The sequence below is a fragment of the Salegentibacter sp. genome (genome assembly GCF_041642575.1).
GTDB lineage: Bacteria > Bacteroidota > Bacteroidia > Flavobacteriales > Flavobacteriaceae > Salegentibacter.
The window spans coordinates 81,723-105,548 of the sequence record NZ_JBEPWD010000002.1 but is presented as its reverse complement, the minus strand read 5'-3'; the positions used below and the strand labels follow the sequence as shown (position 1 = coordinate 105,548).

General features: G+C 38.0%; 23 protein-coding genes. 8 read left to right on the top strand and 15 right to left on the bottom strand.

What is annotated here, in order from left to right:
* Positions 1-66: 66 nt before the first annotated feature.
* The 4 genes from ACESK1_RS01130 to ACESK1_RS01115 all read right to left on the bottom strand — a co-directional run bounded on the left by ACESK1_RS01130 (position 67) and on the right by ACESK1_RS01115 (position 3,918).
* On the bottom strand, positions 67-339 hold the full coding sequence (locus ACESK1_RS01130) for an HU family DNA-binding protein (RefSeq protein ID WP_006990442.1): 273 nt from the start codon (positions 337-339) through the stop codon (positions 67-69).
* A gap of 185 nt (positions 340-524) precedes the next feature.
* Positions 525-1,472 (bottom strand): methionyl-tRNA formyltransferase, encoded by a 948-nt coding sequence (gene fmt / locus ACESK1_RS01125; RefSeq protein WP_372917047.1) that lies wholly within the window; start codon positions 1,470-1,472, stop codon positions 525-527.
* Positions 1,472-3,373 (bottom strand): ATP-dependent DNA helicase RecQ, encoded by a 1,902-nt coding sequence (locus ACESK1_RS01120; RefSeq protein ID WP_372917045.1) that lies wholly within the window; start codon positions 3,371-3,373, stop codon positions 1,472-1,474. Before ACESK1_RS01120 ends, fmt begins: the two co-directional genes overlap by 1 nt.
* Before the next feature lie 5 nt (positions 3,374-3,378).
* Positions 3,379-3,918, bottom strand: a complete 540-nt coding sequence (locus tag ACESK1_RS01115; protein WP_372917043.1) for an AAA family ATPase — start codon at positions 3,916-3,918, stop codon at positions 3,379-3,381.
* A gap of 86 nt (positions 3,919-4,004) precedes the next feature.
* On the opposite strand from ACESK1_RS01115, the gene ACESK1_RS01110 reads away from it, so the two are divergent.
* The 3 genes from ACESK1_RS01110 to murA all read left to right on the top strand — a co-directional run bounded on the left by ACESK1_RS01110 (position 4,005) and on the right by murA (position 6,357).
* Complete coding sequence (locus ACESK1_RS01110) at positions 4,005-4,298, top strand: DUF493 family protein (protein WP_372917125.1); 294 nt, start codon at positions 4,005-4,007, stop codon at positions 4,296-4,298.
* A 97-nt stretch (positions 4,299-4,395) separates the two neighbouring features.
* Positions 4,396-5,031: a DUF4290 domain-containing protein gene (locus tag ACESK1_RS01105; protein ID WP_372917041.1), complete on the top strand. Its 636-nt coding sequence runs from the start codon at positions 4,396-4,398 to the stop codon at positions 5,029-5,031.
* A gap of 15 nt (positions 5,032-5,046) precedes the next feature.
* A complete protein-coding gene (murA, locus tag ACESK1_RS01100; protein WP_372917039.1) occupies positions 5,047-6,357 on the top strand; it encodes a UDP-N-acetylglucosamine 1-carboxyvinyltransferase in 1,311 nt (436 codons plus the stop codon).
* Positions 6,358-6,430: 73 nt separating this feature from the next.
* Here murA and ACESK1_RS01095 read toward each other — a convergent pair whose 3' ends face one another.
* Positions 6,431-7,891 carry a TonB-dependent receptor gene (locus tag ACESK1_RS01095; protein WP_372917037.1) on the bottom strand — a complete coding sequence of 487 codons (1,461 nt, stop codon included), beginning with the start codon at positions 7,889-7,891 and terminating at the stop codon, positions 6,431-6,433.
* 100 nt (positions 7,892-7,991) lie between these two features.
* Between ACESK1_RS01095 and ACESK1_RS01090 the strand changes: the two genes are divergently transcribed.
* Together ACESK1_RS01090 and ACESK1_RS01085 are read left to right on the top strand one after the other, a co-directional pair.
* A complete protein-coding gene (locus tag ACESK1_RS01090) occupies positions 7,992-8,753 on the top strand; it encodes an MBL fold metallo-hydrolase (RefSeq protein WP_372917035.1) in 762 nt (253 codons plus the stop codon).
* A gap of 1 nt (position 8,754) precedes the next feature.
* Entirely contained in the window at positions 8,755-9,252 is a 498-nt protein-coding gene (locus ACESK1_RS01085) for a hypothetical protein (RefSeq protein WP_372917033.1), read from the top strand.
* On the opposite strand, the gene ACESK1_RS01080 is transcribed toward ACESK1_RS01085, so the two are convergent.
* The 6 genes from ACESK1_RS01080 to ACESK1_RS01055 all read right to left on the bottom strand — a co-directional run bounded on the left by ACESK1_RS01080 (position 9,249) and on the right by ACESK1_RS01055 (position 15,980).
* Positions 9,249-9,905, bottom strand: a complete 657-nt coding sequence (locus ACESK1_RS01080) for an alpha/beta hydrolase (RefSeq protein ID WP_372917031.1) — start codon at positions 9,903-9,905, stop codon at positions 9,249-9,251. The genes ACESK1_RS01085 and ACESK1_RS01080 overlap by 4 nt on opposite strands.
* Complete coding sequence (locus ACESK1_RS01075; protein ID WP_372917029.1) at positions 9,905-10,231, bottom strand: DUF4870 domain-containing protein; 327 nt, start codon at positions 10,229-10,231, stop codon at positions 9,905-9,907. The genes ACESK1_RS01080 and ACESK1_RS01075 overlap by 1 nt, the downstream gene beginning before the upstream one ends.
* A gap of 43 nt (positions 10,232-10,274) precedes the next feature.
* Positions 10,275-11,525, bottom strand: a complete 1,251-nt coding sequence (locus ACESK1_RS01070) for a dihydroorotase family protein (protein WP_372917027.1) — start codon at positions 11,523-11,525, stop codon at positions 10,275-10,277.
* A complete protein-coding gene (locus ACESK1_RS01065) occupies positions 11,522-13,429 on the bottom strand; it encodes a BatA domain-containing protein (RefSeq protein ID WP_372917025.1) in 1,908 nt (635 codons plus the stop codon). Before ACESK1_RS01065 ends, ACESK1_RS01070 begins: the two co-directional genes overlap by 4 nt.
* 37 nt (positions 13,430-13,466) lie before the next feature.
* The gene (locus ACESK1_RS01060) at positions 13,467-14,669 is read right to left on the bottom strand and encodes an ATP-binding protein (protein WP_372917023.1); all 1,203 of its coding nucleotides are present in this window, start codon (positions 14,667-14,669) and stop codon (positions 13,467-13,469) included.
* 66 nt (positions 14,670-14,735) lie between these two features.
* Positions 14,736-15,980, bottom strand: coding sequence for an ATP-binding protein (locus ACESK1_RS01055; RefSeq protein WP_372917021.1), 1,245 nt, complete (start codon positions 15,978-15,980; stop codon positions 14,736-14,738).
* 236 nt (positions 15,981-16,216) lie between these two features.
* On the opposite strand from ACESK1_RS01055, the gene ACESK1_RS01050 reads away from it, so the two are divergent.
* Positions 16,217-16,462, top strand: a complete 246-nt coding sequence (locus ACESK1_RS01050; protein WP_372917019.1) for a hypothetical protein — start codon at positions 16,217-16,219, stop codon at positions 16,460-16,462.
* 10 nt (positions 16,463-16,472) lie between these two features.
* Here ACESK1_RS01050 and ACESK1_RS01045 read toward each other — a convergent pair whose 3' ends face one another.
* The 3 genes from ACESK1_RS01045 to ACESK1_RS01035 are packed head-to-tail and all read right to left on the bottom strand — an operon-like array spanning position 16,473 to position 20,461.
* Positions 16,473-17,237 (bottom strand): TIGR02757 family protein, encoded by a 765-nt coding sequence (locus ACESK1_RS01045; protein WP_372917017.1) that lies wholly within the window; start codon positions 17,235-17,237, stop codon positions 16,473-16,475.
* An 11-nt stretch (positions 17,238-17,248) separates the two neighbouring features.
* Positions 17,249-17,908 (bottom strand): ABC transporter ATP-binding protein, encoded by a 660-nt coding sequence (locus tag ACESK1_RS01040; protein WP_372917015.1) that lies wholly within the window; start codon positions 17,906-17,908, stop codon positions 17,249-17,251.
* A 54-nt stretch (positions 17,909-17,962) separates the two neighbouring features.
* The gene (locus ACESK1_RS01035) at positions 17,963-20,461 is read right to left on the bottom strand and encodes a DUF5916 domain-containing protein (protein WP_372917013.1); all 2,499 of its coding nucleotides are present in this window, start codon (positions 20,459-20,461) and stop codon (positions 17,963-17,965) included.
* A gap of 97 nt (positions 20,462-20,558) precedes the next feature.
* Here ACESK1_RS01035 and msrA point away from each other — a divergent pair, with 97 nt between their 5' ends.
* Both msrA and ACESK1_RS01025 read left to right on the top strand, forming a co-directional pair.
* A complete protein-coding gene (gene msrA / locus ACESK1_RS01030) occupies positions 20,559-21,110 on the top strand; it encodes a peptide-methionine (S)-S-oxide reductase MsrA (protein WP_372917011.1) in 552 nt (183 codons plus the stop codon).
* A 68-nt stretch (positions 21,111-21,178) separates the two neighbouring features.
* On the top strand, positions 21,179-21,481 hold the full coding sequence (locus ACESK1_RS01025) for a hypothetical protein (protein ID WP_372917009.1): 303 nt from the start codon (positions 21,179-21,181) through the stop codon (positions 21,479-21,481).
* Between the two features lie 71 nt (positions 21,482-21,552).
* Here ACESK1_RS01025 and ACESK1_RS01020 read toward each other — a convergent pair whose 3' ends face one another.
* Positions 21,553-23,826, bottom strand: coding sequence for a TonB-dependent receptor domain-containing protein (locus ACESK1_RS01020; protein WP_372917007.1), 2,274 nt, complete (start codon positions 23,824-23,826; stop codon positions 21,553-21,555).

Sequence of the window (23,826 nt, the reverse complement as noted above, 5' to 3'; positions counted from 1 at the left end):
CAAAACTTTTGCATAAAAAAAGCCTTCCGACCGGAAGGCTTACTAATTTCTTACTAATACAAATTATTAGTTCACAGCTTTTTGTAGGTCTGCTCCGGCTTTAAATTTAACTACATTTTTAGCAGCAATTTTAATGGTTTTTCCGGTTTGTGGGTTTCTTCCTTCACGAGCGGCTCTTTTAGAAACTGACCAGGATCCAAATCCTACTAGAGATACACGGTCTCCTTTTTTAAGTGACTTCTCAACATTTTCTAGAAAAGATTCTAAGGCTTTTTTAGCTGCTGCTTTAGAGATTCCAGCATTTTCAGCCATTGCGTCGATTAAATCTGTTTTGTTCATAATTTGAATTTTAAATAAATTGTTGGTTAAACATTCTGTTAAATTGCTTTACAAATTTATATGGAATTCTTTCCCGTGCAAGTAATAACAAGGGAAAAGCGGCTTATTGTTAATAACTTTAACTTTTTGTTAATAAAGTTATGTAAGTTTTATTGATTTTTTGCTCCTTCAGCATTGATAAGGGTTCACAAGAATTTTGACTCTTGGCCGAATTCAAATCCATTTAAAAGATCTTTTATTTTCATTTTTCGTTTACCCGGGAGCTGAATTTCATTTATAATAATGTAACCTCCATCGACGGCAACTTTCAGGATTTTATTCTCTATTAAAATTTTTCCGGAAGGGAAATTATGTTTTATTGATTCCATGCGACAATCATAAATCTTAACCTTTAAATTATCTCCATCATTAATTAAATAGCTCCAGGCAGCAGGATAAGGATTGAGTCCGCGAATATGATTGTATATCTCAACGATATTTTTGTTCCAATCTATTTTTGTGTTTTCCCTATTCAACTTTGGAGCTTCTTTTAATTCAGAACTTTCTAATTGAGGGGTAGTGGTTACTTTATCTTCTTCAATTAGCTTAAGAGTTTCAATAATCAACCTGGCCCCTGTATGCATTAGCTTGTCGTGGAGTTCTCCTACATTTTCCTCTGGGGTGATTTCCACTTCCTGCTGTAGAATCATCTCCCCGGTGTCTATTTTTTCATCTAAAAAAAACGTTGAAACGCCCGTTATCTTTTCACCGTTCATAATTGCCCAGTTAATTGGTGCTGCGCCCCGGTATTGGGGCAGGAGAGAAGCATGAAGATTAAATGTTCCTTTAGCAGGCATAGACCAAACCAATTTTGGAAGCATCCTGAACGCAACAACCACCTGAACATCGGCTTGCAACTGTTTAAGATCTTTTAAAAAATCTTCTGCTTTCAGGTTTATAGGTTGTAACACCCTTAAATTATTCTCTACTGCAAATTGCTTGACTGCGCTTTCCTGAAGTTTCCGACCACGACCTGCCGGTTTATCTGGTGCTGTGATTACTCCAACCACGTTAAAACCGGCTTTTAAAATTTCTTCTAAACAGTGCACCGCAAATTGCGGAGTGCCCATAAAAACTATTCTTAGGTCTTTCATCAATCTTTTATTTTGTAAGCGTTTGTCCTGGTGCGATAAATTATCCCTTTTTCGGTTAAAAGGCGGATAACCTCCAATACATGATCTTCAGGATAATTTAAATTTTGAGTTACTTCCCGGGAACTGCGCTCTCGTTTTTTGAGTAAAGGTATAATCTCATGGTAAATTTTATTCATTTCAGATCTTGTAAGGTTCTGATTATTTTTAGCGCAAACAGAACAAATTCCGCAGTCTTCTACATTTTTTTCTCCAAAGTATTCCAGCAACTGCCTGCTGCGACATATCTTTTCATTCTCTATGTAATTGAGAACAGCCTGAATATTGGCTTCCTTTGTTTTTTGTTGGTCTTTAATATACCCAGAAAAAGGATTGATGGTAGTATCGTCTTCCCTGGGCATTAAAAAAGTGATATTGGCATCATGCCTGGCGTGAACAAAGTCTGCGATTCCCATTTGATCCAGCTCTTCTAAAAGCTGCAAAGCGTTTTCTTCTTTTATACCGGTTTTATCTGAAATTACCGTTAGATTAACTCCCGTTTTATTTTCCAGGACCCCGCCGTAAGTTCTTAAAATAGCCTTGACCAGCACATCATATTTTGAATTTTCCTCTAGAAAATATTGCAATTGCTTTCCGGAAACTAAAAATAGCAATTCCGTCTTCTTATAAAATTGCTGAGAAAGTTTAAGAATTCCGCAGCGATCTAAAAGCTGAAGTGCATTATAGGCTTTTATGGTATTGAATTGATAATGCTGACAAAACTGCCCAAAATTAAAATCGTGGCTGGTATTTTTTCCTTCCCCGTAGGCGATTCTAAAATAAGAGTTCAATTTTCGATAAACCAGTTTAACATCGGCAACTTCCGGAAGTCCTGCAAGAAATTGATTTTTTAAAACCGGGATGTCACTTATATGAGTAATTATAGTTGCAGCCGCGGCTTGTTCATCCCGTCCTGCCCTGCCTGCTTCCTGGAAATAACTCTCCAGAGATTCCGGAAGGTTGAGATGTATTACCTGTCTAACATCTGGTTTGTCTATTCCCATCCCAAAGGCTGTAGTAGCAACCATAATGTAGTTTTTATTAGCCAGCCAGTTTTGAAGTTTTTTCTGTTTTTCATCATTTCTAAGACCTCCATGAAAAGCCTCAGCCCTGTAATTATTGCGTTTTAGAAAGTTGGTGATATCAATTGTTGCTTTCCGGCTTCTTACGTAAATAATAGCCGATTCCTCCTTATTACTTAAAAGCTGTAATAACCTGTAATTTTTATCTTCAGCCGTTAAAACATTGTATGCCAGATTTTTTCTAAAAAAAGATTGTCTGAAAACCTGGGGAGCTTTTAATTCGAGTTGGGAAACGATGTCTTCTACTACTTTCACAGTTGCTGTGGCGGTTAATCCCATTAACGGCACATCGGGTTTCAGGTTTTTAAGAATATTTACATTTCGGTAAGCCGGCCTGAAATCATGACCCCATTGTGAAATACAATGAGCTTCGTCTACAGCGATAAGATTTACATTCATTTGCTTAATCCTTTCCTGAACTAACTCCTGCTGAAGTCTTTCAGGAGATAGATAAAGGAACTTGTAGTTTCCGTAGATGCAATTATCCAAAGCGGTATCAAGCTCCTGGAAAGAAATTCCACCGGTAAGCGCGATGGCTTTTATTCCTTTGTCCTTTAAAGCGGTTACCTGGTCTTGCATCAATGCGATTAAAGGTGAAACCACAATGCATATTCCTTCCTTATAGAGTGCGGGAACCTGGAAACATACCGATTTTCCTCCACCTGTGGGTAAAAGGGCAATCACATCTTTATTCTCTAATGCAGCCTCAATAATGGGCCACTGCAAGGGCCTGAAAGACTTATGTCCCCAGTATTTTTGTAATATGTGAGTGGCTTGCTGCAAATATTTTAATCACCAATATTATCTAAAATAAACGCTGTACGCTCTTTGATCGGAGCTTTTGGTACTTCAATTGGCTCATAGCCATAACTTTGATAAGTTTCCATAAGATACGCCGAAATTCTTCGGGACTCATTAAAAGATTCGTAACGTTCGTTATCACTTATATAAATCTCTGGCCATGGCGGTAAAATAAAGACCTTATCGTAAAGATGAATATTACAGGCATTTATAAATTCTAACGGGTAACTCGTCCTGAAATATTCCATATAGGCCAGAACATCGGGAATCCCACGATCTAAAAACACAGTGGTCGCCGGAAGCATATCGGCTTCTTTATGTTGCACAATTCTTCCCTGTAGTAGTTTTTCACTAAAAAGCAGCGGTTTATCTAGAAAGAGCTGGTCAACACCTTGTTTTTGAGCTTCCAGGGTTACCTGCCGCGAAATCTCGTGTAAACATTCATGGCCCTGAGCCTCTAAATTTCGAATGATGGATGATTTACCGGTGCCGGGGCCTCCGGTTATCACAATTTTTTTTGTTTTCACGCTGCAAATTTCGTCATTTGTATCCGATTATAAAAATGCAGGCAAACTATGTATCTTTGCAAAAAAACAATGAAGAAAGAAATGTTATGAGTGAAGCCAATAATCCCGAAGAATTTTACGCTAAACTTAAGTCCCAATTGCAAAATACATCGCTGTGGCCTGCAGAATATCTCTATAAATTTATCGTTCCTACCAATAAGGAAAAAGTTGATACCATTGAAAAAATTTTTGATAATATGGGAGCGGTAATCACCACCAAGCATTCAAAGAATGGAAAATACACCAGTGTTTCCATAAATGTAAAGATGAAGGATCCCGAGGCTGTTATCGATAAATATCAGGAAGTGGGTGAAAAAGTAGACGGGGTAATTTCTTTGTAGACATTTAAAACTCTGAGATCTGATTATTTCTGAATAATATTTAGTATTTTGCAACGATTAACTTCTACAGTAAAGTATCACCTTATAAATTTCAATTTTGACAAACGCATTAGAATATAACTCTGAAAGGAGTAACCTCATTATTCCTGAATACGGAAGACACTTACAAAAAATGGTTGAACATGCTGTGACCATTGAAGATGAAGCCGAGCGCAATAAAGTAGCCAGATCTATCATTGCTGTTATGGGAAACATGAATCCCCATTTAAGAGACGTGTCCGATTTTCAGCATAAATTATGGGATCAGTTATTCATTATTAGTGATTTTAAACTTGATGTAGAGTCTCCTTTTCCAAAGCCTACACGCGAAATGCTTGCTGAGCGTCCTGAAATGCTTAATTATCCTCAAAACTTTCCAAAATATCGTTTCTACGGCAACAATATTAAACGGATGATAGACGAGGCTAAGAAATATGAAGAAGGTCCCTTAAAAGACGCTCTAGTTCTCAGCATTGCAAATCATATGAAAAAATCATATCTCAACTGGAATCGCGATTCTGTGGAAGATAAAGTGATTTTTGACCACCTGAACGAACTTAGTGAAGGGGCAATTAATCTTAAAAATACTGATGAAGATCTTAGCGAGGCTGCAAATTTATTGCGAAGTAAGAAAAAGCATACCAAGGCTCCTGCTAAGAAATCTAACCGAAACAAAGGCCGTAAGCGTCACTAAAATCTTTTAATTTTTATGGGAACTTTCCAGATCGAAGGAGGGCATCGTTTAAAAGGAGAAATCCAGCCGCAAGGTGCCAAAAACGAAGCTCTTCAAATTCTTTGTGCAGTATTATTGACACCTGAGGAGGTCACAATTAATAATATTCCTGATATTCTTGATGTAAACAAACTCATAGGTCTTCTTAAAAACCTGGGAGTTAAAGTTAATAAAACAGGAAAGGGAAGCTACACTTTTAAAAGTGATGAGCTTAATATTGATTATTTAAGTAGCGAACAATTTAAAAAAGACGGAAGTGGGCTTCGTGGTTCTATAATGATTGTTGGGCCATTGCTTGCTCGCTTCGGAAAAGGTTTTATTCCAAAACCCGGCGGAGATAAAATTGGTAGGCGTCGTCTTGACACGCATTTTGAAGGCTTTATAAAACTTGGCGCTGAATTCAGATATAATAAGGAGGAGCGTTTCTATGGCGTTGAAGCTCCAAATGGTTTAAAAGGCAGCTTTATGCTTCTGGAAGAGGCATCAGTTACCGGAACAGCTAATATTGTTATGGCTGCTGCTCTGGCTGAAGGAAAAACCACTATTTATAATGCTGCTTGTGAACCTTATCTTCAGCAATTATGTCAAATGCTGAATTCAATGGGAGCCAATATTAAAGGAGTTGGTTCTAATTTACTGGAAATTGAAGGTGTGAAAAGTCTGAAAGGTTGTGAGCATACCGTTCTACCAGATATGGTCGAGATAGGATCCTGGATAGGTATGGCAGCGATGACACAAAGTGAAATCACTATCAAAAACGTGAGATGGGATATGCTGGGCTTAATTCCAACTACCTTTAGAAAATTAGGGATCACCATAGAGCAAAAGGGAGATGATATTTTTATTCCCGCCCATACTAACGGTTATGAGGTACAGAGCTTTATTGATGGTTCTATAATGAACATTAGCGATGCACCATGGCCAGGTTTTACACCAGATCTATTAAGCATTTTACTGGTTGTGGCTACTCAAGCGAGAGGAAGTGTTCTAATACATCAAAAGATGTTTGAAAGCCGACTTTTCTTTGTAGATAAACTGATTGATATGGGAGCGAAGATTATTCTTTGTGATCCCCATAGAGCAACGGTGATAGGCCACGACTTTAAATCGAAGCTAAAGGCTACAACGATGAGTTCTCCTGATATTAGAGCGGGAATCTCTTTGTTAATTGCGGCACTTTCGGCAAAAGGTATTTCCACGATCCATAACATTGAGCAAATAGACCGTGGGTATGAGAATATTGATGATAGGTTACGAGCTTTAGGAGCAAAGATCACAAGAGTCTAATATTTCTATTTATCTATAAAAAAAGGCTGTTTTCTATTGGAGAACAGCCTTTTTTAGATTCTTATTTTGTGGTCTAAGCTTCCGTTTTTGCTTTTTCCTTACTTTCTTTATAATGAAAGAGATTCTGCTCTTTAATCATCTTAGCTGTTTTTTCAGGAATCATTTCTTCCCAGCCTTCTTTTCCCTCGTGTATCATTTGTAAAACTTCTCTGGAAAAAACATTCATAATCTCAGGATTGTAGTTTTCAATATCTTCTACACGTCCATTATACTTAAAGAATTTATATAATTCTTTCATTCTTGGATGCACTTTTAAGTTATCACTTGTGGTGATTTCACCCGTTTCAGCATCTTTGAACGGATACAAGTAAACCTTCAGGTCCTTAAAGAAAAGCTTTCCAAAAGCTTCCAGAATTCCCCCACTAAGATGACGGTAGTACTTTTCGTCGAACACATCTACAAGGTTGTTAACTCCCATTGTGAGCCCCATACGTTGTTTTGAAAATCTAGAAAAATATTCAACCACGCGGTAGTATTCCTGGAAATTAGAGATCATAACAGTTTGACCCAGGGAGCACAGCAGTTTCGCCCGGTCCATGAAATCTTCCTCATCAATTTCTCCTTCCGCACGGAGGTTGGATAAGGTAATTTCGAAGATCACCTCAGTACTTTCCTTTTTCACCTTATTTTCCTTCAGGAACAATTCCAGTGACCTTTCGTACATATCCATGTTCACCTTGGTCACAGGACGAAAACTTCCGCGAAGCGCAAGAATATTCTTTTTATAAAGTACCGCTGCCGGCAGCACGTTATGACCGTCTGGAGCAAACATTACGGCTTCGGTCATTCCGTTTTTAACCAATTGAAGGCTCATCAGGCGGTTGTCTACATTTTTAAAACGCGGACCACTAAAATTGATAGTGTCTATTTCAATCTGGTCTTTATCAATATGATCGTAAAGGTAACGCAGTAACTTTTTAGGATTATCGTATTTATAATATGCACCATAAATCAGGTTAACTCCAAGTATTCCCAGGGTATTTTGCTGATGGCGGGCATCGTTTTCATGAAACCTTATATGTAAACTTATTTCATTGTAATCTTCATCAGGTTTTACCTGATACTTGATACCAACCCAGCCGTGTCCCTTGTATTTTTTAGCAAAATCTATGGTTGCTACGGTATTAGCATAGCTGAAGAATAATTTATCAGGGTGTTTTTCTCGTGAAATTCTGTCCTCGATCAAATTGATCTCGTGGGAGAGCATTTTTTTAAGTCGGGCTTCGGTTACATAACGTTGGTCTTCTTCAATTCCATAAATAGAATCACTAAAGTCCTTATCGTAGGCGCTCATTGCCTTGGCAATAGTACCTGAGGCTCCACCGGCTCTAAAAAAATTCCTCACAGTTTCCTGCCCGGCACCAATTTCAGAGAAAGTACCGTAAATATTCTCGTTTAAATTAATGCGAAGGGCTTTGCTTTTTATAGAAGGAACATTTTCAAATTCCTTATCACCCATTATGGTTATTGGCATAATTCTTCTTTTAAAGTTTCTTTTTTTGTGCAATCAAAGGTACTAAATCGTTAAAGTAAACAAAAAATTATATTTACTTTTGTGACCAAAATCATCTTTTTTGGAAATCACATTTTTAGGTACCGGCACCTCACAGGGAATTCCCATAATTGGGAGTAAACATCCTGTTTGTTTAAGTAAAAATCCAAAGGATAAAAGACTTAGGGTTTCAGTGTTGGTAACCTGGGAGAGTTATAATATTCTAATAGACTGCGGTCCCGATTTCAGGGCGCAAATGCTGGCCAACGATGTTCAGAAACTGGATGCCATTCTTTACACTCACGAACATAATGATCATACTGCCGGCCTGGATGATATTCGACCTTTTTTCTTCCGCCAGGGGGACATGCCGGTTTTCGGGCATAAAAGAGTATTGAAAAGTTTGATTAAGCGCTTTGACTACATTTTTGAAACCGAAAACAAATATCCGGGAGCTCCTGGGGTTATTCAGAATGAGATTGAAAACAAACCTTTTTATTTTGAACAACTGGAAATTATTCCTGTAAATTTTGATCATAACAGGGTCCAGGTATTTGGTTACAGAATGAAGGATTTCGCCTACCTGACAGACCTTAAAACTATTGAGGAGGAAGAAGTTGAAAAATTAAGAGGATTAAAAGTTCTAGTCGTAAATGCACTGAGAATTGAGCCACACCATTCTCATTTAAACCTTGAAGAAGCTCTCGAATTCATTGAAAAAGTAAATCCCCAAAAAGCTTACTTAACCCATATTAGTCACTTGCTGGGATTTCACGAGGAAGTTCAGAAACAATTGCCGGAAAATGTTTTTCTGGCCTATGATAATCTAAAAATCACAATTTAAAATGCGAAATAAGATTCTTTTGTACCTCTTTATTTTCAGTGCACTTTTTGCCATATTTATTTATGTGAATGACAAAAGGATCCTGGATTCTCTTCAGGAAGATCTTGCCAACCGAGAAGTAGCAATAGAAAGACTGGAAGCTGAAAATAGAGATCTGGCTACCGAAAATGACCAGCTCCGGTATTTTTCTCTGAAAGAAAATGATGATGCCATCAGTTATTTCGAAAGTATGGGCGTAGATTCGGATGAAGTGATCGCAAAAATCGAGGACGAATTGATAAGCAAAAACCTAGCTGATGGCGATAACGAGTTGGTTCCCTATGACGGGATGGAAGGTAACATGCGCTTTAATAAGATTAATGTATTAAACCACAAATGGATCATCGCAGATTTCACCGATGGGACTTATTGGGGAGAGGTGTTTTTTAGCTATGAAGTAGGTGAGGATGGCCAAATAACATTTACCCGGGAGAAATCTTTCTTGTATCCGTTGAATTAAATCCTTTTTTCCAACCAGGATTTAAATTCGAAAAAGTTTTGGGGAGCAACTCCGTGCCCGACAGGAAATTCTGAATATTGATTTTTTATTCCCAGTTTTTCTAAAAAGGGTTTGTTCTTTCGTGCCCATTCTACTGGGATAACCTGATCCTGGGACCCATGAGAACAATAGAAATCCAGATTTGAAAAATCTTTGTTTTCATATCCGGGTTTTAAGATTTCCTGATTGATATAACCACTTAAGGCAATTATATTTCTTACTTTTTCAGGGTAAGAAAGCGCCACCGCATAACTCAAAATACTGCCCTGGCTAAAACCGAGCAAGTTCACATTATTCCTGTCAACTCCGTATTCCTCCACAGCCTCGTCAATAAAATTTGCGATTCTGTCGCGGGATTCAATAGCCTGCTTATCGTCGCTAAATTTCCCATTGGTATTGTCCCAATGTATCGCATACCAGGCATTGCCATAAGGTTGCATAGGATAGGTGGCACGTACCGAAAGAATAAGCAATTCGCCAGGTAATTCTTCAGCAAAAGAAAAAAGATCATTTTCATCGCTGCCATAACCGTGTAGCATAATAAGCAATGGTGTTTCTTTTGAAATAACTGCAGGTTTGCGAATCAGATGTTGTAAGGAAAGTGATGTTTGCATTAAGATATTGTACTAAACCATTTTTGATAATACTGTCCCATAATTGGAACTTCTTTTTGTTCACCCTGTATTGCGGTTACTAGTCCGTAAATTCCTAATACAGCAATAAAAATGTAGAATGCTGCTGAAACCAGCCAGCTGTCAAAAAGTCCAACCAGAACTCCTAATACGTAAAAGGTGATATGTATTCCCAGGGCCTGACGAATATGAAAACCCGCAAAACTGTTCTTAGAATCAGAGTTCATGAAATATGCGATTATAGTACCTATAATAGTGAGATAAGCTACAATTGCTGCTGATTTTCCTTCTTCTACCAGGCTTTTCATCTGTTTTAATTTTGATTTACAAAGTTATAAAATCTTATGTTCTTTAAACCGTACGACTTCCTTTTTCGGTTACGATTCCTAAAGCTTTTCCTTTCATCTTCTTACCAAGGAAAATACTATTTTTTGAGGTAGATAAAATATGCTCCGGACCAAATGTATAATCTTCCTCCACTTCAAAAAGACTAAGGTTTGCTGGATTTCCCTCAGTAATTTCAGTATTATTTATTTTGAAACGTTCCTTACCGCGAGTGAGAAAATCAATGCTTTCTTCAGGCGTAAAAATAGTGTTTAAAGCTCCAAAGGCTGATTCCAGTCCAATACTTCCAAAAAGTGCATTGTCAAATTCTACTTTTTTATGTTCGGTATCTATAGGCATGTGGTCACTTGTCACCATATCTATAGTTCCATCTTTTAAACCATTTATAAGCGCTTTGCTGTCTTTTTTTGTACGAAGAGGAGGCAGAAGCTTTGCATTGGTATCAAATTCATTTAGAAGCTCGTCTGTTAACAGAAGGTTATGTATTGCCACGCTGCAAGTCACATCAAGTCCCTTTCTCTTGGCATCTTTTATTAACTTCACCGATTTTTCCGTAGAAATAGTAGGTATATGAAGTTTTCCTCCGGTATATTCCAACAAATAGAGATCCCGGGTTATTTGTAATTCTTCTGCCAGGTTTGGAATCCCTTTCAATCCCAGCATTGTACTTTGATGATGTTCGTTTACCAGTCCATTTGTGGCAATTCGGTTTTCCTGCGGGAATGATTGCACCAAAGCGTCAAAATTCTGGGTGTATTGCAGGGCGAGTTTTAATAGATTCGGATTGGTCACAGACTTTTTATAATCCCCAAATGAAATTGCTCCAGCCTGTTGCATATCGTAAAGTTCTGCCAGATCTACTCCTTCTGCCTTAACTGTTAATGCGCCCACGGGAAATAAACTCACCGGATGTTTTTCCGCTTTTGATTTAACCGAACTTATCGCCCCGCTATTATCCAGTACCGGATAAGTTTCCGGATTTAACGCCACGGAAGTAAAGCCGCTTTTGGCCGCTGTATCCAAACCGTTTGCGAGAGTTTCCCGTTCTTCAAATCCCGGTTCTCCAAAACTTACGCTGGAATCAAACCAGCCCCTGGAAACATGAAGGTTTTTAAAGGAAATTGTTTGATCCGGTTTAGTTTTAATTCCTTGAGCGATCTTTTTTATAACTCCGTTTTCAATTAAAATATCAACTGTTTTTCTATGATAATCAGATTTGGCGTCCAAAATAGTGGCCGACTTTAGGAGTAGCTTCATTTGAGGTATTTTAAGAGGAGCATTTCTGCAGTTAAAAAAATCAGTGCTAAAATAACAAACCATTTCCAAAGTGCCTCGCTTTGAGTGGCGCTTTGTACATCGTCAAAATATTCTGAAACCGAATTGTAAACTTCAGCATTTTTAAAGGCTTCGGGATACAGTCCGGAACTTTCCGTTCTCGGATAATTATAACTTATTCCTCCGGTTTTTTCTTCCTCGTAAATTATACTGAAATTTCCGGCGATAGATGGTAGATCTTCAGTGGTAAGCGTGATCTTCCCTGAAAATGCTTGTTGGGCCGGAATAAAATTCTCTGAGTCTGAAACCAGATTAACTACTTCATCACCTTCAGTTTCAATCGGTACTTCTATCTCATTTAAGCGGTTAACCTGGTAATATAACCGGGGAAGTGCAAGGCTGGAACGACCAAGGTTATAAAAAACCGGTACGACTAATGGCGAATTTTTGAAATTGGAATTGTCGCTATTTAATGGCGCTGAAAAAAGATAAACATTATCCTGCCCGGTGAGAAATGCAGAATTATCCTGGAAGCTCAGGACCTTGTTTCCACCCGATAGTTCGTAATAACTCCTCACCAAAGGGTAATCAAAATTATCAATTTCATTTTCAAATACTCCGTTCAAAAGCGGGTGATCGAAGGCTATATTAGTGATGAGCCTTTCCCGAGATTGAAAATCACCATAAGATGGGTTATTTATGCCGGCAAGAAATGAATTGATTGCGGAATTCTCTTCCGATGGAATTATAACTATTGTACCCCCATCATAATGCACCTTTTCCAGCGTGTTAGCCAATGAGGAGGATATTTCCTCCGGTTCGTTTAAAATAACAAAAGATGCCTTCGAAAGTAAGTTGTAATCAATGTTCCCTATGTTAAAATTAGAGAATTCAAATTCAGGCTCTGTAAATAATCGGTTAAGAAAATCAGCTTCTGTTTCATCACCTGAAATCGCCACACCGGTAATTTTTTCAGGAGGATTTATGCTGAAAAACAATTTGTTATCATATTGTAAGCCCCTGTCTTCTATTTCTAGTTTTCCATTTTGAAATGGAGTGTTTTCCAACTGAAAATTTCCTTCCAACCGATCGCTGCTATCAAAAGCCAGGGTTTTTCTCGACAATAACTCCTCACCATTAAATACGCTTACCGTAATTTCTTCTGAATTTTCCCGATACGATTTCAGGATAAATCCAAGTTTAATAAACTCCGGGTCTTGCTCTTCAATATAAAGGCTATCCAGGTTATAATTATTGAATTTTTCAGGGGTATACGGAACCAGATGATAACTGGTATTATTTTCAAGGTCTGCAGGTAAATCAATTTGCTGAAAATCTGAAATAATAATTACTTCAGAAGATTTTTCATTTTTTAAAAACTGGTTTGTTTTCAGTTCAATATCCTGAAAATCCAGAGAGCCTGAAGAAAACTCAACTTCTTGTAATTTAGTTTTTAAATCTTCAGGTTGAAGATTGCTGAATTCATTTTCGTTGGTGACAAGGTGGAAGTTACCTTCATTTGGGATGTTCTTTAATAAATCCTGGATTGCCGAATTAAGTAGTTCCCCCGATTTTCCGTTCGCTTGCATGCTAAAAGAATTATCCAGGTAGATCACTTTTTCAAAAGTTGACCTGGATTCTTCCCTGGCGGGTAAATAGGGCTGTGCAAAAGCAATTATAATACTTGCTAAAGCCAGCATCCGGGTGAGAAGCACCAGCCATTTCTTAAGACGAGAACTCTTCCGGGTTTCCCTGGAGATCTTTTTTAGGAATTTCACATTGGTGAAATCCTCTTTTTGATATTTTCGAAGTTGAAAAAGATGAACCAGCAGCGGTATAAGCAGAAACACTAGGGCGAAAAGGATTTCCGGCTGATTAAAATACATGCGGGCTAAATGTTTTTCAAATATAGGAAATGAATCGCTAAAGCCTTTTAATCCTGAATTTAAAATTGCTTCCTTTCCCGGGAGTGGATTCTACCTCAATTTTTCCCTGCATATTTTCAATATGCTTTTTAACGGTAGCCAATCCAATTCCGGTACCTGGGTTGCCGTAACGATCGTTTACCTCTAAAGTGGTAAAAAGTTCGAAGGCTTTTTCTATTTTTTCAGGAGGAATTCCATCTCCGTTGTCTTCAACTTCAAAATGATAATACCGATCACTTTCCCTGAATCGAAATTCAACTTTCCTAAGATCTTTTTTATTATATTTTAATGAGTTGCTTATTAGGTTCATGAAGACCTGAGTAAGTGCAGCTTTATTTACATTATGAAGCTTTCCTTCTTTGGGATAGTGAATTACAATATCCTCAGAAATTGCGTATAGATCAACCACGCCTTTTAACAGCTCCCGCAAATCTACATCTTCATAATCTTTCTCCAGGATATGATCGCTGCGATAAAAGCTAAGGATTCCATCTACATAATTCCGCAGGGAATAAGACGAATCTACCAGGAAATTGAGATATTCTTTGGTTTCCTCGTTAAATTTATTTTCATTTTCGGCTTTGAGCAATTCCGTTAAGGAAATGATATTGGCCAGGGGAGATTTTATATCGTGGGAAACGAGGCTGGCAAACTTTTCCAGTTCCCGATACTTTTGCTTTAAAGAGCGTTGAACATGATGTAATTTAATGGTTTGTCTCCTGGCTTCAAAAAGCTTCATACTTTGGTTTGCCAGAGCCTTTAAAGATTCAATTTGATTTGGTTTGAGTTCCCTGGGCCTAGTATCAAAGACACTGAAAACTGCTATGGCATAGCCTTGTTTATTAAAAAGAGGTACTCCTGCAAAAAACTGATAATCCTTATCGTAAATGCCTTCTGCCCGGGCAAATATTTTAGGGTTTTGAGGTTTATTCAGAATAAGAATTTCCTTACCCGAATTTATACTCTCCTCACAAAAGGAATTATTTCTTGGGACGCTATAAACCTTAGTTCCGTAAACCGATTTATTCCAAACCTCCTCTTTCCCAATAATATTTATTTTAGCGACAGGAACTTCACAAATTTCAGCTGCAAGGAAAGTCAGCTGGTCATAATCCTTATCAGGACCCGACTTGAAAATGGCATACTGCGCTAAGGCTGCCCGCCGCAATTTTTCATTAAATGTTATTTGTTTTTGTTGCATACCCCAAGATGCTTTCCTACAATATATTAAAATTATGCAACAAAAAAAGACTCGGGCAACGTTGTTTTAGAAGTTGCGTTTAACCGAAAAGGTAAACTGCGTTCCTTGCCCCGGTTTAGAATTTAATTTTATATTTCCACCCAAATCTTTAACTAATTTCTTAACTGTAGAAAGTCCAATACCGTTGCCTCTATTACCTTTTCTATCAGTAACTGCTAAGGTTGCGAACATCTCGAAAATATCTTCTTGTTGGTCCTGGGGAATTCCAATTCCGTTGTCGCTAACACTGAAATAATAAAAATCCGGTGTTTCTTTGAAGTCAATATCAATTATAATTGTTTCTTTGGAATTATATTTAAGGCTGTTGCTTAACAGATTTAAAAAAACTTGTTCCAAAGCTGCCCGGTTCGTTTTAATGATAATATTCTCACTTGGCAGATTTATTTCTACATTATCAGTTATATTAAAGAGGTCAATTATTTCCTCCAGCAGATGATGAAGATCAAATTCATACTTTTTTAGTTCTGAAGTATCATTACTTTCGTAATGGTTTAACAAGCTATTAATGTAGTCGCTTAAATTAAGTCCGGCGCTTTTTAGGTTTTTTAGGTATTTTCGTCCTTCTTCCCCAAGTTTATCTCCGTACTTACTTTTCAGGATATCGGCTGTAATGACCATATTGGCGAGCGGCATCTTCATATCATGAGAAACCACCCCTGCAAAATCCTTTAGCGCTTTATTATGTTCCTTTAATTCCTGCTTTATTTGTTCGAGGTGGATGTTCTTCCTTCTTAGCTCGAATAAAACCTCCACATGTTTTGCCAGGGCCTTAAGTGCAATCTTTTGCTCTTTATTGAGTTTATTGGGTTTTTTATCTAAAACGCATAGTGTACCTAAAGGCAAGCCTTGTTTATCTAAAAGAGGCATGCCTGCATAGAAAAGGATGGGATTATCTTTATCCAAAGTAAAGGGGTTATCCTTAAATCGCTCGTCTTTCCGTGTATCCCTAACTTCCATCAGCTGTTTGGGTTTCAGAATTGCATGAGCGCAAAAAGAAATATCCCGTTTGGAACCACATATTTCTGTTCCGTATTTGGATTTGAAGTACTGTTCACTTTCTCCAACCAGAGAAATCAATGATATAGGAGTCTTACAAATAAAACTGGCAAGTTTGGTTATGGAATCAAATTCAGCTTCAGGTGGGGTATTAAAAATCTGGGCATCTTTTAGAGAAGCCAATCGATCAAGTTCATTTTGCAGTACCGCTGGTTTGATCATCTTAATTTTTTCTGTGTCCTTTGTTTTGATCATAAGAAAAGAGTTAACCTAAATTAACAAAAAAAATTTAATTCTGTTAAAATAAAATTAAAAAATTTTAATATTAATTCTCCAGTACGTTTGAGTAGAGGTAAGTATTCTGGTGTTGTTGTTTTTTGTATGTTAGGTGGGCACGCTCTGGCTGGGCTATAGTTTGATTTACCTTACGGATGAGGGTGGTAGACATTTCTTTCGGAGAACCTGCAAACTGGATAGGGAAAATATACTATGTGGGGTACAATTTTACTTCTAGTCTTGATGCCTATTTACAGGAAATTACAGGTGAAGTAAGAATGGAGGCTACTAAAAGTCCGGTATTTGAATACCAGAATTCACTAGACCGCGATCGTTTCGGAAACAACAGATTTACTCGGGAAGTTCTCGAAAATATGGAATCCCGAAGAAAAACTTTATATCATATTATTATAAATGACGGCTGGACCTGGGATGATGTGGTTTCCAGTCCATCCAGGTAAGCTAAAAACTTTAAAGATCTTCATTAACCCCTATTCCAAACAAGGCAAAATCGTATTTTACGGGATCCACCGGGTCCATTTTACGAAGGGAATTATCGAGTTCAGTAAGAGCCTTAGCATCGTTTGACTTTCGTTTCAGCAGTTTTAATTTTCGGGCTACATTGCCTGAGTGAACATCCAACGGACAACTTAATTGATGAGGCTTTAAATCCTCCCAGATCCCAAAATCCACTCCTGAAGCGTCTTTTCGCACCATCCACCTTAAATACATATTAAGCCGTTTTGCCGCCGAATTTTTCAGGGGATCGCTTACGTGTTTTTCTGTGCGCCTGGCATGGGGCAACTCAAAAAAGGTCTGTTTGAAATGGTGAATAGCCGGTTGCAGCGAGGTATCTTCGGCATATTTATTAAAAATGCCTTCAATTCCGCCGTGGTTTAAATAGATATTTTTTAGGGCCGTAATGAAGTATTGAAAGTCCATCCCGTTAAAAGTTCTATGAACAAAAGCGTTTAAAGGCTCCAGATCGGCAGGGGAGTGGTTCAGGATAAAATCATAGGGAGACCTTTCCAGAAACTCCATCATTTTATCAGCGTTCTTGAGAATGCTTTTTCTATTCCCCCAGGCAATAGTTGCCGTTAAAAATCCTGCTATCTCAATATCTTGTTTTTTGCCGAATTGATGTGGGATCTGAATAGGGTCGGCTTCAATAAAATGTAGGGTGTTGTATTGTTCAACTTTGAAGTCCAGATAAGATTTGAGTTCTTTTTTGTTCAAGTGAGTTTATCTTAGATAATTTCCCCATCAACCATAGTGAGTTTCCTATCGGCCATATTGGCTAATTCTTCATTATGGGTAACGATCACAAAGGTTTGCTGAAATTCTTCTCTAAGTCGGAAAAACAATTTATGTAGATTTTCAGCAGATTCACTGTCTAAATTTCCGGAAGGTTCATCGGCGAAAATAACAGCAGGATTATTCACCAGGGCCCTTGCTACGGCAATGCGTTGTTGTTCCCCACCACTTAATTCTGAAGGTTTATGGTTTGCCCGGTTTTCTAAGCCAAGGAAACCAAGAAGTTCATGAGCCCGTTTTTCGGCTTCAGCTTTGGATTTATTCTGAATAAAAGCCGGAATACAAATATTTTCCAGGGCAGAAAACTCGGGAAGCAGCTGATGAAATTGAAAGATAAATCCAATATGCTTATTACGAAACCTGGACAGCTCTCTGGAAGAAAGCCCATAAATATTGGTTTCGTTGATTTTTAATTCTGAAGCCTGGTTTTTTTCAGGATTATCGAGAGTTCCAAGAATTTGAAGCAGGGTGGTTTTCCCGGCTCCTGAAGCTCCTACTATAGATACGATCTCACTGCGTTTAATGTGTAAATTCACTCCTTTCAGAACATGAAGATCTCCGTAGTATTTATGAATGTTTTGAGCAGTTATCATATTTAAGGCGCTAAGAATGCGGAAAAGTAGCCAAATTAGGCAGAATCCCCAAGATTAGCTATCAAAGATATTATTAAGGTTATTATAATCTATAAAATAAACAATTCTAAGACTCAAAACCTGTTTTATAGGTTGGTTGAATAAATTTTCAAGACTGTAACGGTAATTCAATAGGCTTAATTTATCCTGGTTAAATATGGAATTTCTATACAGCAGGATCGCCTGGCTTCCCGGTGCAAATGTCCAGCTATAGCTCAGGTCAAGGTTCCATATATTAAAATTTCGGTTTGGGTTGTTTTGCTGGTTAACCGGATATGATCTGGGATCTAACTCTCCATTTTCCTTTAGAACCGAATAAGCATCTTCGGTGAAATGAGCAGTGGACCAGAAATTTCTGAAACTTAAATCTAAGCCTTGATTTGTATTAAAATTATAACTGGCTTTAATTGAGTTTTCAATACTTTCCATATCTCTTTTTCCAAATATGATATCTCTGTCTGAAAAGTCAACAAAACTTGACCTGTTTTTCTCAAGGGAATAGTTAAAAGAATATATAACATCAAATTTATCAGAAAACCTTACTCGTGGACTTAAGCGTAGCCTATACTCTTCCTGAGAGGAATTAATATACTTTCCATAACGAAGGCGAATATCATACGCAAAAGTCTTTCTGTAATCTGAAGAAACCCACAACTGGCTATTAATACTTTCGTTGTAGTTAATGAACAAGCCTTCCTTGCGAGCTTCAAAGAAATCACGAAATTTAGAATTAACATCCAGATTACCACCAAAAGCAAAGCGCTCCCGGGTCACTGCAAAAAAGCTTCCGCCAATACCTGTACCTACAGCCATATCGGGACGGTACCTCCGCCGATGATTCCCGTAAACCTGAATTCGGTAACTGTTAAACCGCTCGGTGGGTTCAAAGATCTGATAAGATGTACTCCAGAAAAAGTTGTTGTAATTATTGGTGAAGTTTATCCCTAAATCGTTAATATCATAGGTTTCGTTAGCAAACCTGTGGCTTACGCCATAACGAAAATTGCCTTTTGTTCGATTTACCGAAAATTTTGAAGCAAACCCGGCAACAGTATTACCGGTTGCATTCACCTGGCTCATTTTTGCATCCCCTTCAAAATTGAAAGAATTTGCCTTATTGTAGACATCAAACAAAAACCCGCTTACATTAGCATCTCTGTAATGACCTTCGCGAGTCACATTAGTGTTTATTAAGCTAATAGAAGAATTCTGGTTAAACTGCTGGTCAAGTACCAGTATATTATAATTCGCAAATGGTTCTGTGACTCTGGTACGTGTATCACCGGTAATGGTATCCCGGAAAATAGCTTTCATTTCACTGGTAATGGCATTAAAAAAACCAATTCCGAGATTATCTTCAGTACGGCCAGATATCTTAAAGGCATTTAAGAGATCTGCGCGTTCCGGATTTTCTTCAATCACTTCATTAGTCCTGCGGTATGTTGAAGCTGATCTATATCCGGTTGGTGCATCTCCCACTCTCCGGGAATAGAAAAGATCACCTTTTGTAAAAAGTTCAGTGCCCTCTGTAAAAAAGGCTCGGTTTTCACCAAATTGTTGTTCGAAGGGAGTGAGATTCAGTTCAACATCATCGAAGGCTGCCTGCCCGAAATCAGGTACTAGCGTTGCATCCAGAGTAAAGGCGTCATTTAACCCGTACTTAATGTCCAAACCGGCACTCAAAGCGGTTTCAGTGCGATCATCATACTGTTGGATCTCGGCTGAAGCATAGGGGTAAAGGCTAAGTCTAATAGGTGGATCAATGTTTTCGATACCCGTTATCAAACCGGTATATTGACTGGTTTTCCCCACAGATTTATCAATATAATTCCAGGTGTAAGTTTCATTAAGGTGAGTTATAGACCTGAAAAATTGAAAAGCCCAGGATTGCTGTTCTTTTTTGGGAAACCTTAGGGCAGAATAGGGGATCTTAATTTCGGCATACCACCCTGTTTCATCGTGCAAGACCTCTGCCTCCCAGACGGTATTAAAAGTGTAATCCTCGGAATCGCCATTGGCTTTTCCATCAATTATGGTCCCCGAGGTTGTTACAATAAAGCGGGTTTGATTCTCACCATCATCATAAGGATTAATATCCATCTGAAAATATTCAGATAATCCTATGTTATCCCGTTGAGTAAATTGCTTTACAGTTTTTTCTGGCTCTCCAGACTTCATAGAAGCTCCAATATAAATTGCTTCATCATCATAAGCAATTTTAACTTCGGTGGCGTATGATTCCGGAATAGGATCTCCATCGCCTGGTTCAAACATCACAAAATTTGAAGCTACGGGCAAGTCGTTCCATGTTTTATCAGAAAGATCGCCATCTATTTTGGGGGCATCAGTTATTCGAGTGATCTCATAGGTTTTACGATCTTCTATTTCAATTTCCTCTATTTGAGCAAAAAAAGTGTGAGTGAATAGAATAAATATTAATATAAAAAAACGATTGGGCATCAATTGATATTTATGGTAATTAGGACTGGTTTTTATTACTGTTATACGTTTCATAAAAGCCTTTACAATATTAGCCAATTTCTAGTTAATTTGAGATTATTTTCCGTGCTTAGTAAGCTAAATCTGAAGTCTGTTTTTATCTTTATAAACTATGGAAAAGAAAAGTTTAGAAACTGCTACATTAGCTGGAGGATGTTTCTGGTGTACCGAAGCTGTTTTTCAGCGAATAAAGGGCGTGGAAACTGTAATTCCCGGATTTACCGGAGGAAATATTAAAAACCCGGCTTATAGAGAGATCATTACCGGCAGGACCGGTCATGCTGAAGCCATCCAGATAAGTTTTGATCCCGGGGAAGTGAGTTTCAGAGAATTATTGCTGATCTTTTTTGGCACCCACGATCCCACTACCTTGAATAGACAACAGAACGATGTAGGGACTCAGTATAGAAGTGCTGTATTTTATCATTCCGAAGAGCAGAAGATTACAGCTCATGAAGTTATTGATGAGTTGGAGAAAGAGAATGTTTTTGAGAATAAGATTGTTACTGAAATCACTCCGGTATCAAATTTTTTCCCTGCAGAAGAGGAACATAAAGATTATTATAATCAACACCGGCAACAAGCTTATTGCCAATATATCATCGATCCTAAAATTGAAAAATTAAGGAATTCGTTTTCTGAGAAGCTCAAATCAGGGAGTTAGTTGGGAAGACCTGCTATGCCTAACTCTGGCACCTTATTTGTTATATTTAACAGGTAAAACTATAACTAATGGAAGAATCGAAAAATAAATTACTTATAAAAGGACTCGCGTATGATGTTGTTGGTATGGCTACTTTAGGTATACCTGTTGTAGGCCCATTTTTAGATATTCTATGGGCACCATACGCTGCTAAAACCCTTCAAAAAATGTATCCCGGAAAAAAAGGTAAAATAGCTTCAGCAATTCTATTTATTGAAGAGATCCTGCCGGGCACTGATATAATTCCAACATTCACTCTTATGTGGTTATATACCTATGTTTGGAATAAAGAAAAACCGGGTGAATTACGCCCTATAAGAATTAGATCTTAAATTTTCTTAAAGAATTATATAAAAGTAAAAGTCGGGAATTCCCGACTTTTACTTTTATATAAACCTCTTTTTTACTTGAGAAACCATTGTAAAGAAAAAGAAATATTTCTGCCAATATTGCCAATATTATCCGGTTTTAGGCGAGATAAATGTGAGATATAAGTTTTGTTTAAAAGATTATTACCATTAAGAGTAAACTGAAGTTCTGAACCATTGAGATCAAAAGTACCACCAAAGCCGGCACCAAGTAAACTGTAACCTCCGGTGCGGGTTTCAAAATCGCTAATCCTGTCCTGGTCGAAAACATTTTGCAACCTTAAGAATGCATATTTTTTCCTAACAAGTTCTCCTTCCAGCTCAATCCTGAAAGTATTGTTGAGGGAATTCGCTGGAATTAAGGGGAGGTCTTCTCCATTTTCAAGTTCTCCACGAACCATTTCGAAACCGGTTTCCCAATGTAGCCAATCCAATGGGTGAGGATGAATATGAGCTCCAATTTCACCACCATACAAACTGGCATTATTTTGCGTGTATTGAAATACAAGATTATCTCCGATTACCTCTCCGGTAGGATTGATATATATATAATCGTTTATGCTATTCTGGAACACGTTTACATAGGTTTCAACATGTTCATTCCTAAATTCTAAAGAAAGATCAATCTGCAGGTTTTGTTCATTCGATAAATTAGCATCTCCAATTTCATACCTGTTGGCGCCGTGATGAGCCCCATCAGAAGTAAGTTCGGCAAGGTTTGGTGCACGAAATCCACTTGCAAGATTCAATCTGGCATTAAGGCTTTCAGAAATATCAAATTTTGCTCCTAATGCACCGTTAATACTGTTGAAGTTACGGTTCAGGGCTGGAATGAAGTCCTCGTCAAGGTCATGACCATATTCTGAACTTTCCAGATTCCTGAAATCATAACGCAAACCTCCTTGAAAATCCCATTTTTCGAAATGAAGGTGAGAAGTAGCAAATATCCCAATGTCGGTAGTCTTTGCATCCGGAATTAAGATCTCTTCGCCTAAATTGGTGTTGGTTTGGTACATTCCCTGGATCCCCGCAATAGTTTCAAATTTTCCAGATCTTGGAAAATTATATTTCAGGTTGTAATTAAGGGTCTCAAGATGCATTTCCAGTGCAGGATGCTCGTCATCGTGTTCTTCTTCCTCCTCGTGTTCTACTTCTTCTTCTTCTTCATGGTCATCATCTTCATGCTCCTCTTCAAATTCCCGTCGGTTATTAAATTGGTAACCAACCTTAAGGTCCAGGCTTGAATTTTTAAAGTAAAATTTATTGTCCAGACTAAGGATGTGGTTATCTATCTCCTGATATGGTAATAACGGGTCTTTATCTGTACTCTGGATGCCCATTTCTTCGGGAATTCCAATATTAGATCGGTTATAGTTATAGCGCAGATCTCCTTTATATTTTTGATCCTGGTAACCTATACCTGTTTTAAAGTCCTTTTCGTTAAAACGGGTATTGGTTACTCGTTCTCCATCTCCGGTTTCATAGTCGCTATGGGCGGCATAGCTTCCTCGCGCAATAAATTTCAATTTTTCTCCGGAAGTTGCTGCCATGGCGCTTCCCTGATAACCATTTGTATTACTGAAATAATTACCATCTAGTTCAGCTTTGGTATTGTTGGCAGATGCAAAGCGTTCAGGATTAAGGTATAAAACTCCTCCAATGGCATCGCTTCCGTAGAGAAGAGAAGCAGGACCTTTTATGACCTCTACGCTTTCAATTCCTTTAGAGCTAATACCTAAACCATGCTCGTCGCCATATTGCTGGTTTTCCAGTCTCACTCCCTGGGTATAGACCAAAACTCTATTCGAGCTTAAACCCCGAATTACCGGTTTCCCAATGCCTAAGCCGGTGGTAAGACTTTCTACACCTTCTATCATAGAGATTCCATCAGTAAGGGTTACAGCTCCTTTGCGGTTAAGCGTAGAAACGTTTTCCCGGGAGACCCGCATCACATTATCGCTTTGCAATTGATGAAATGGTGTTGAAACTATTACCTCCTCCATTTCTATTGCTGAAGGTTTTAGTCCCAGATCAAAACTTGCTGAAGTTGGTATTTTTATTTCTCCTGAATAGGTACTGTATCCCACAGAAGATACCACAATCTTATGATTTCCGTTAGGAAGGTTTTTAAAGCTGAATTTCCCGTCTAAATCTGTTAAAACGCCCTTTTCCAGGCCGGGAAGGTATACAGTAGCTCCAAATATTGGTTCATCGCTAGCAAGATCTGTTATTGTGCCTTCGATATTATTTTGAGCGTATAGAATGGAATTTACTGCCAAAAACAGCAAAAAGAAAATTTTGGTTTTCAT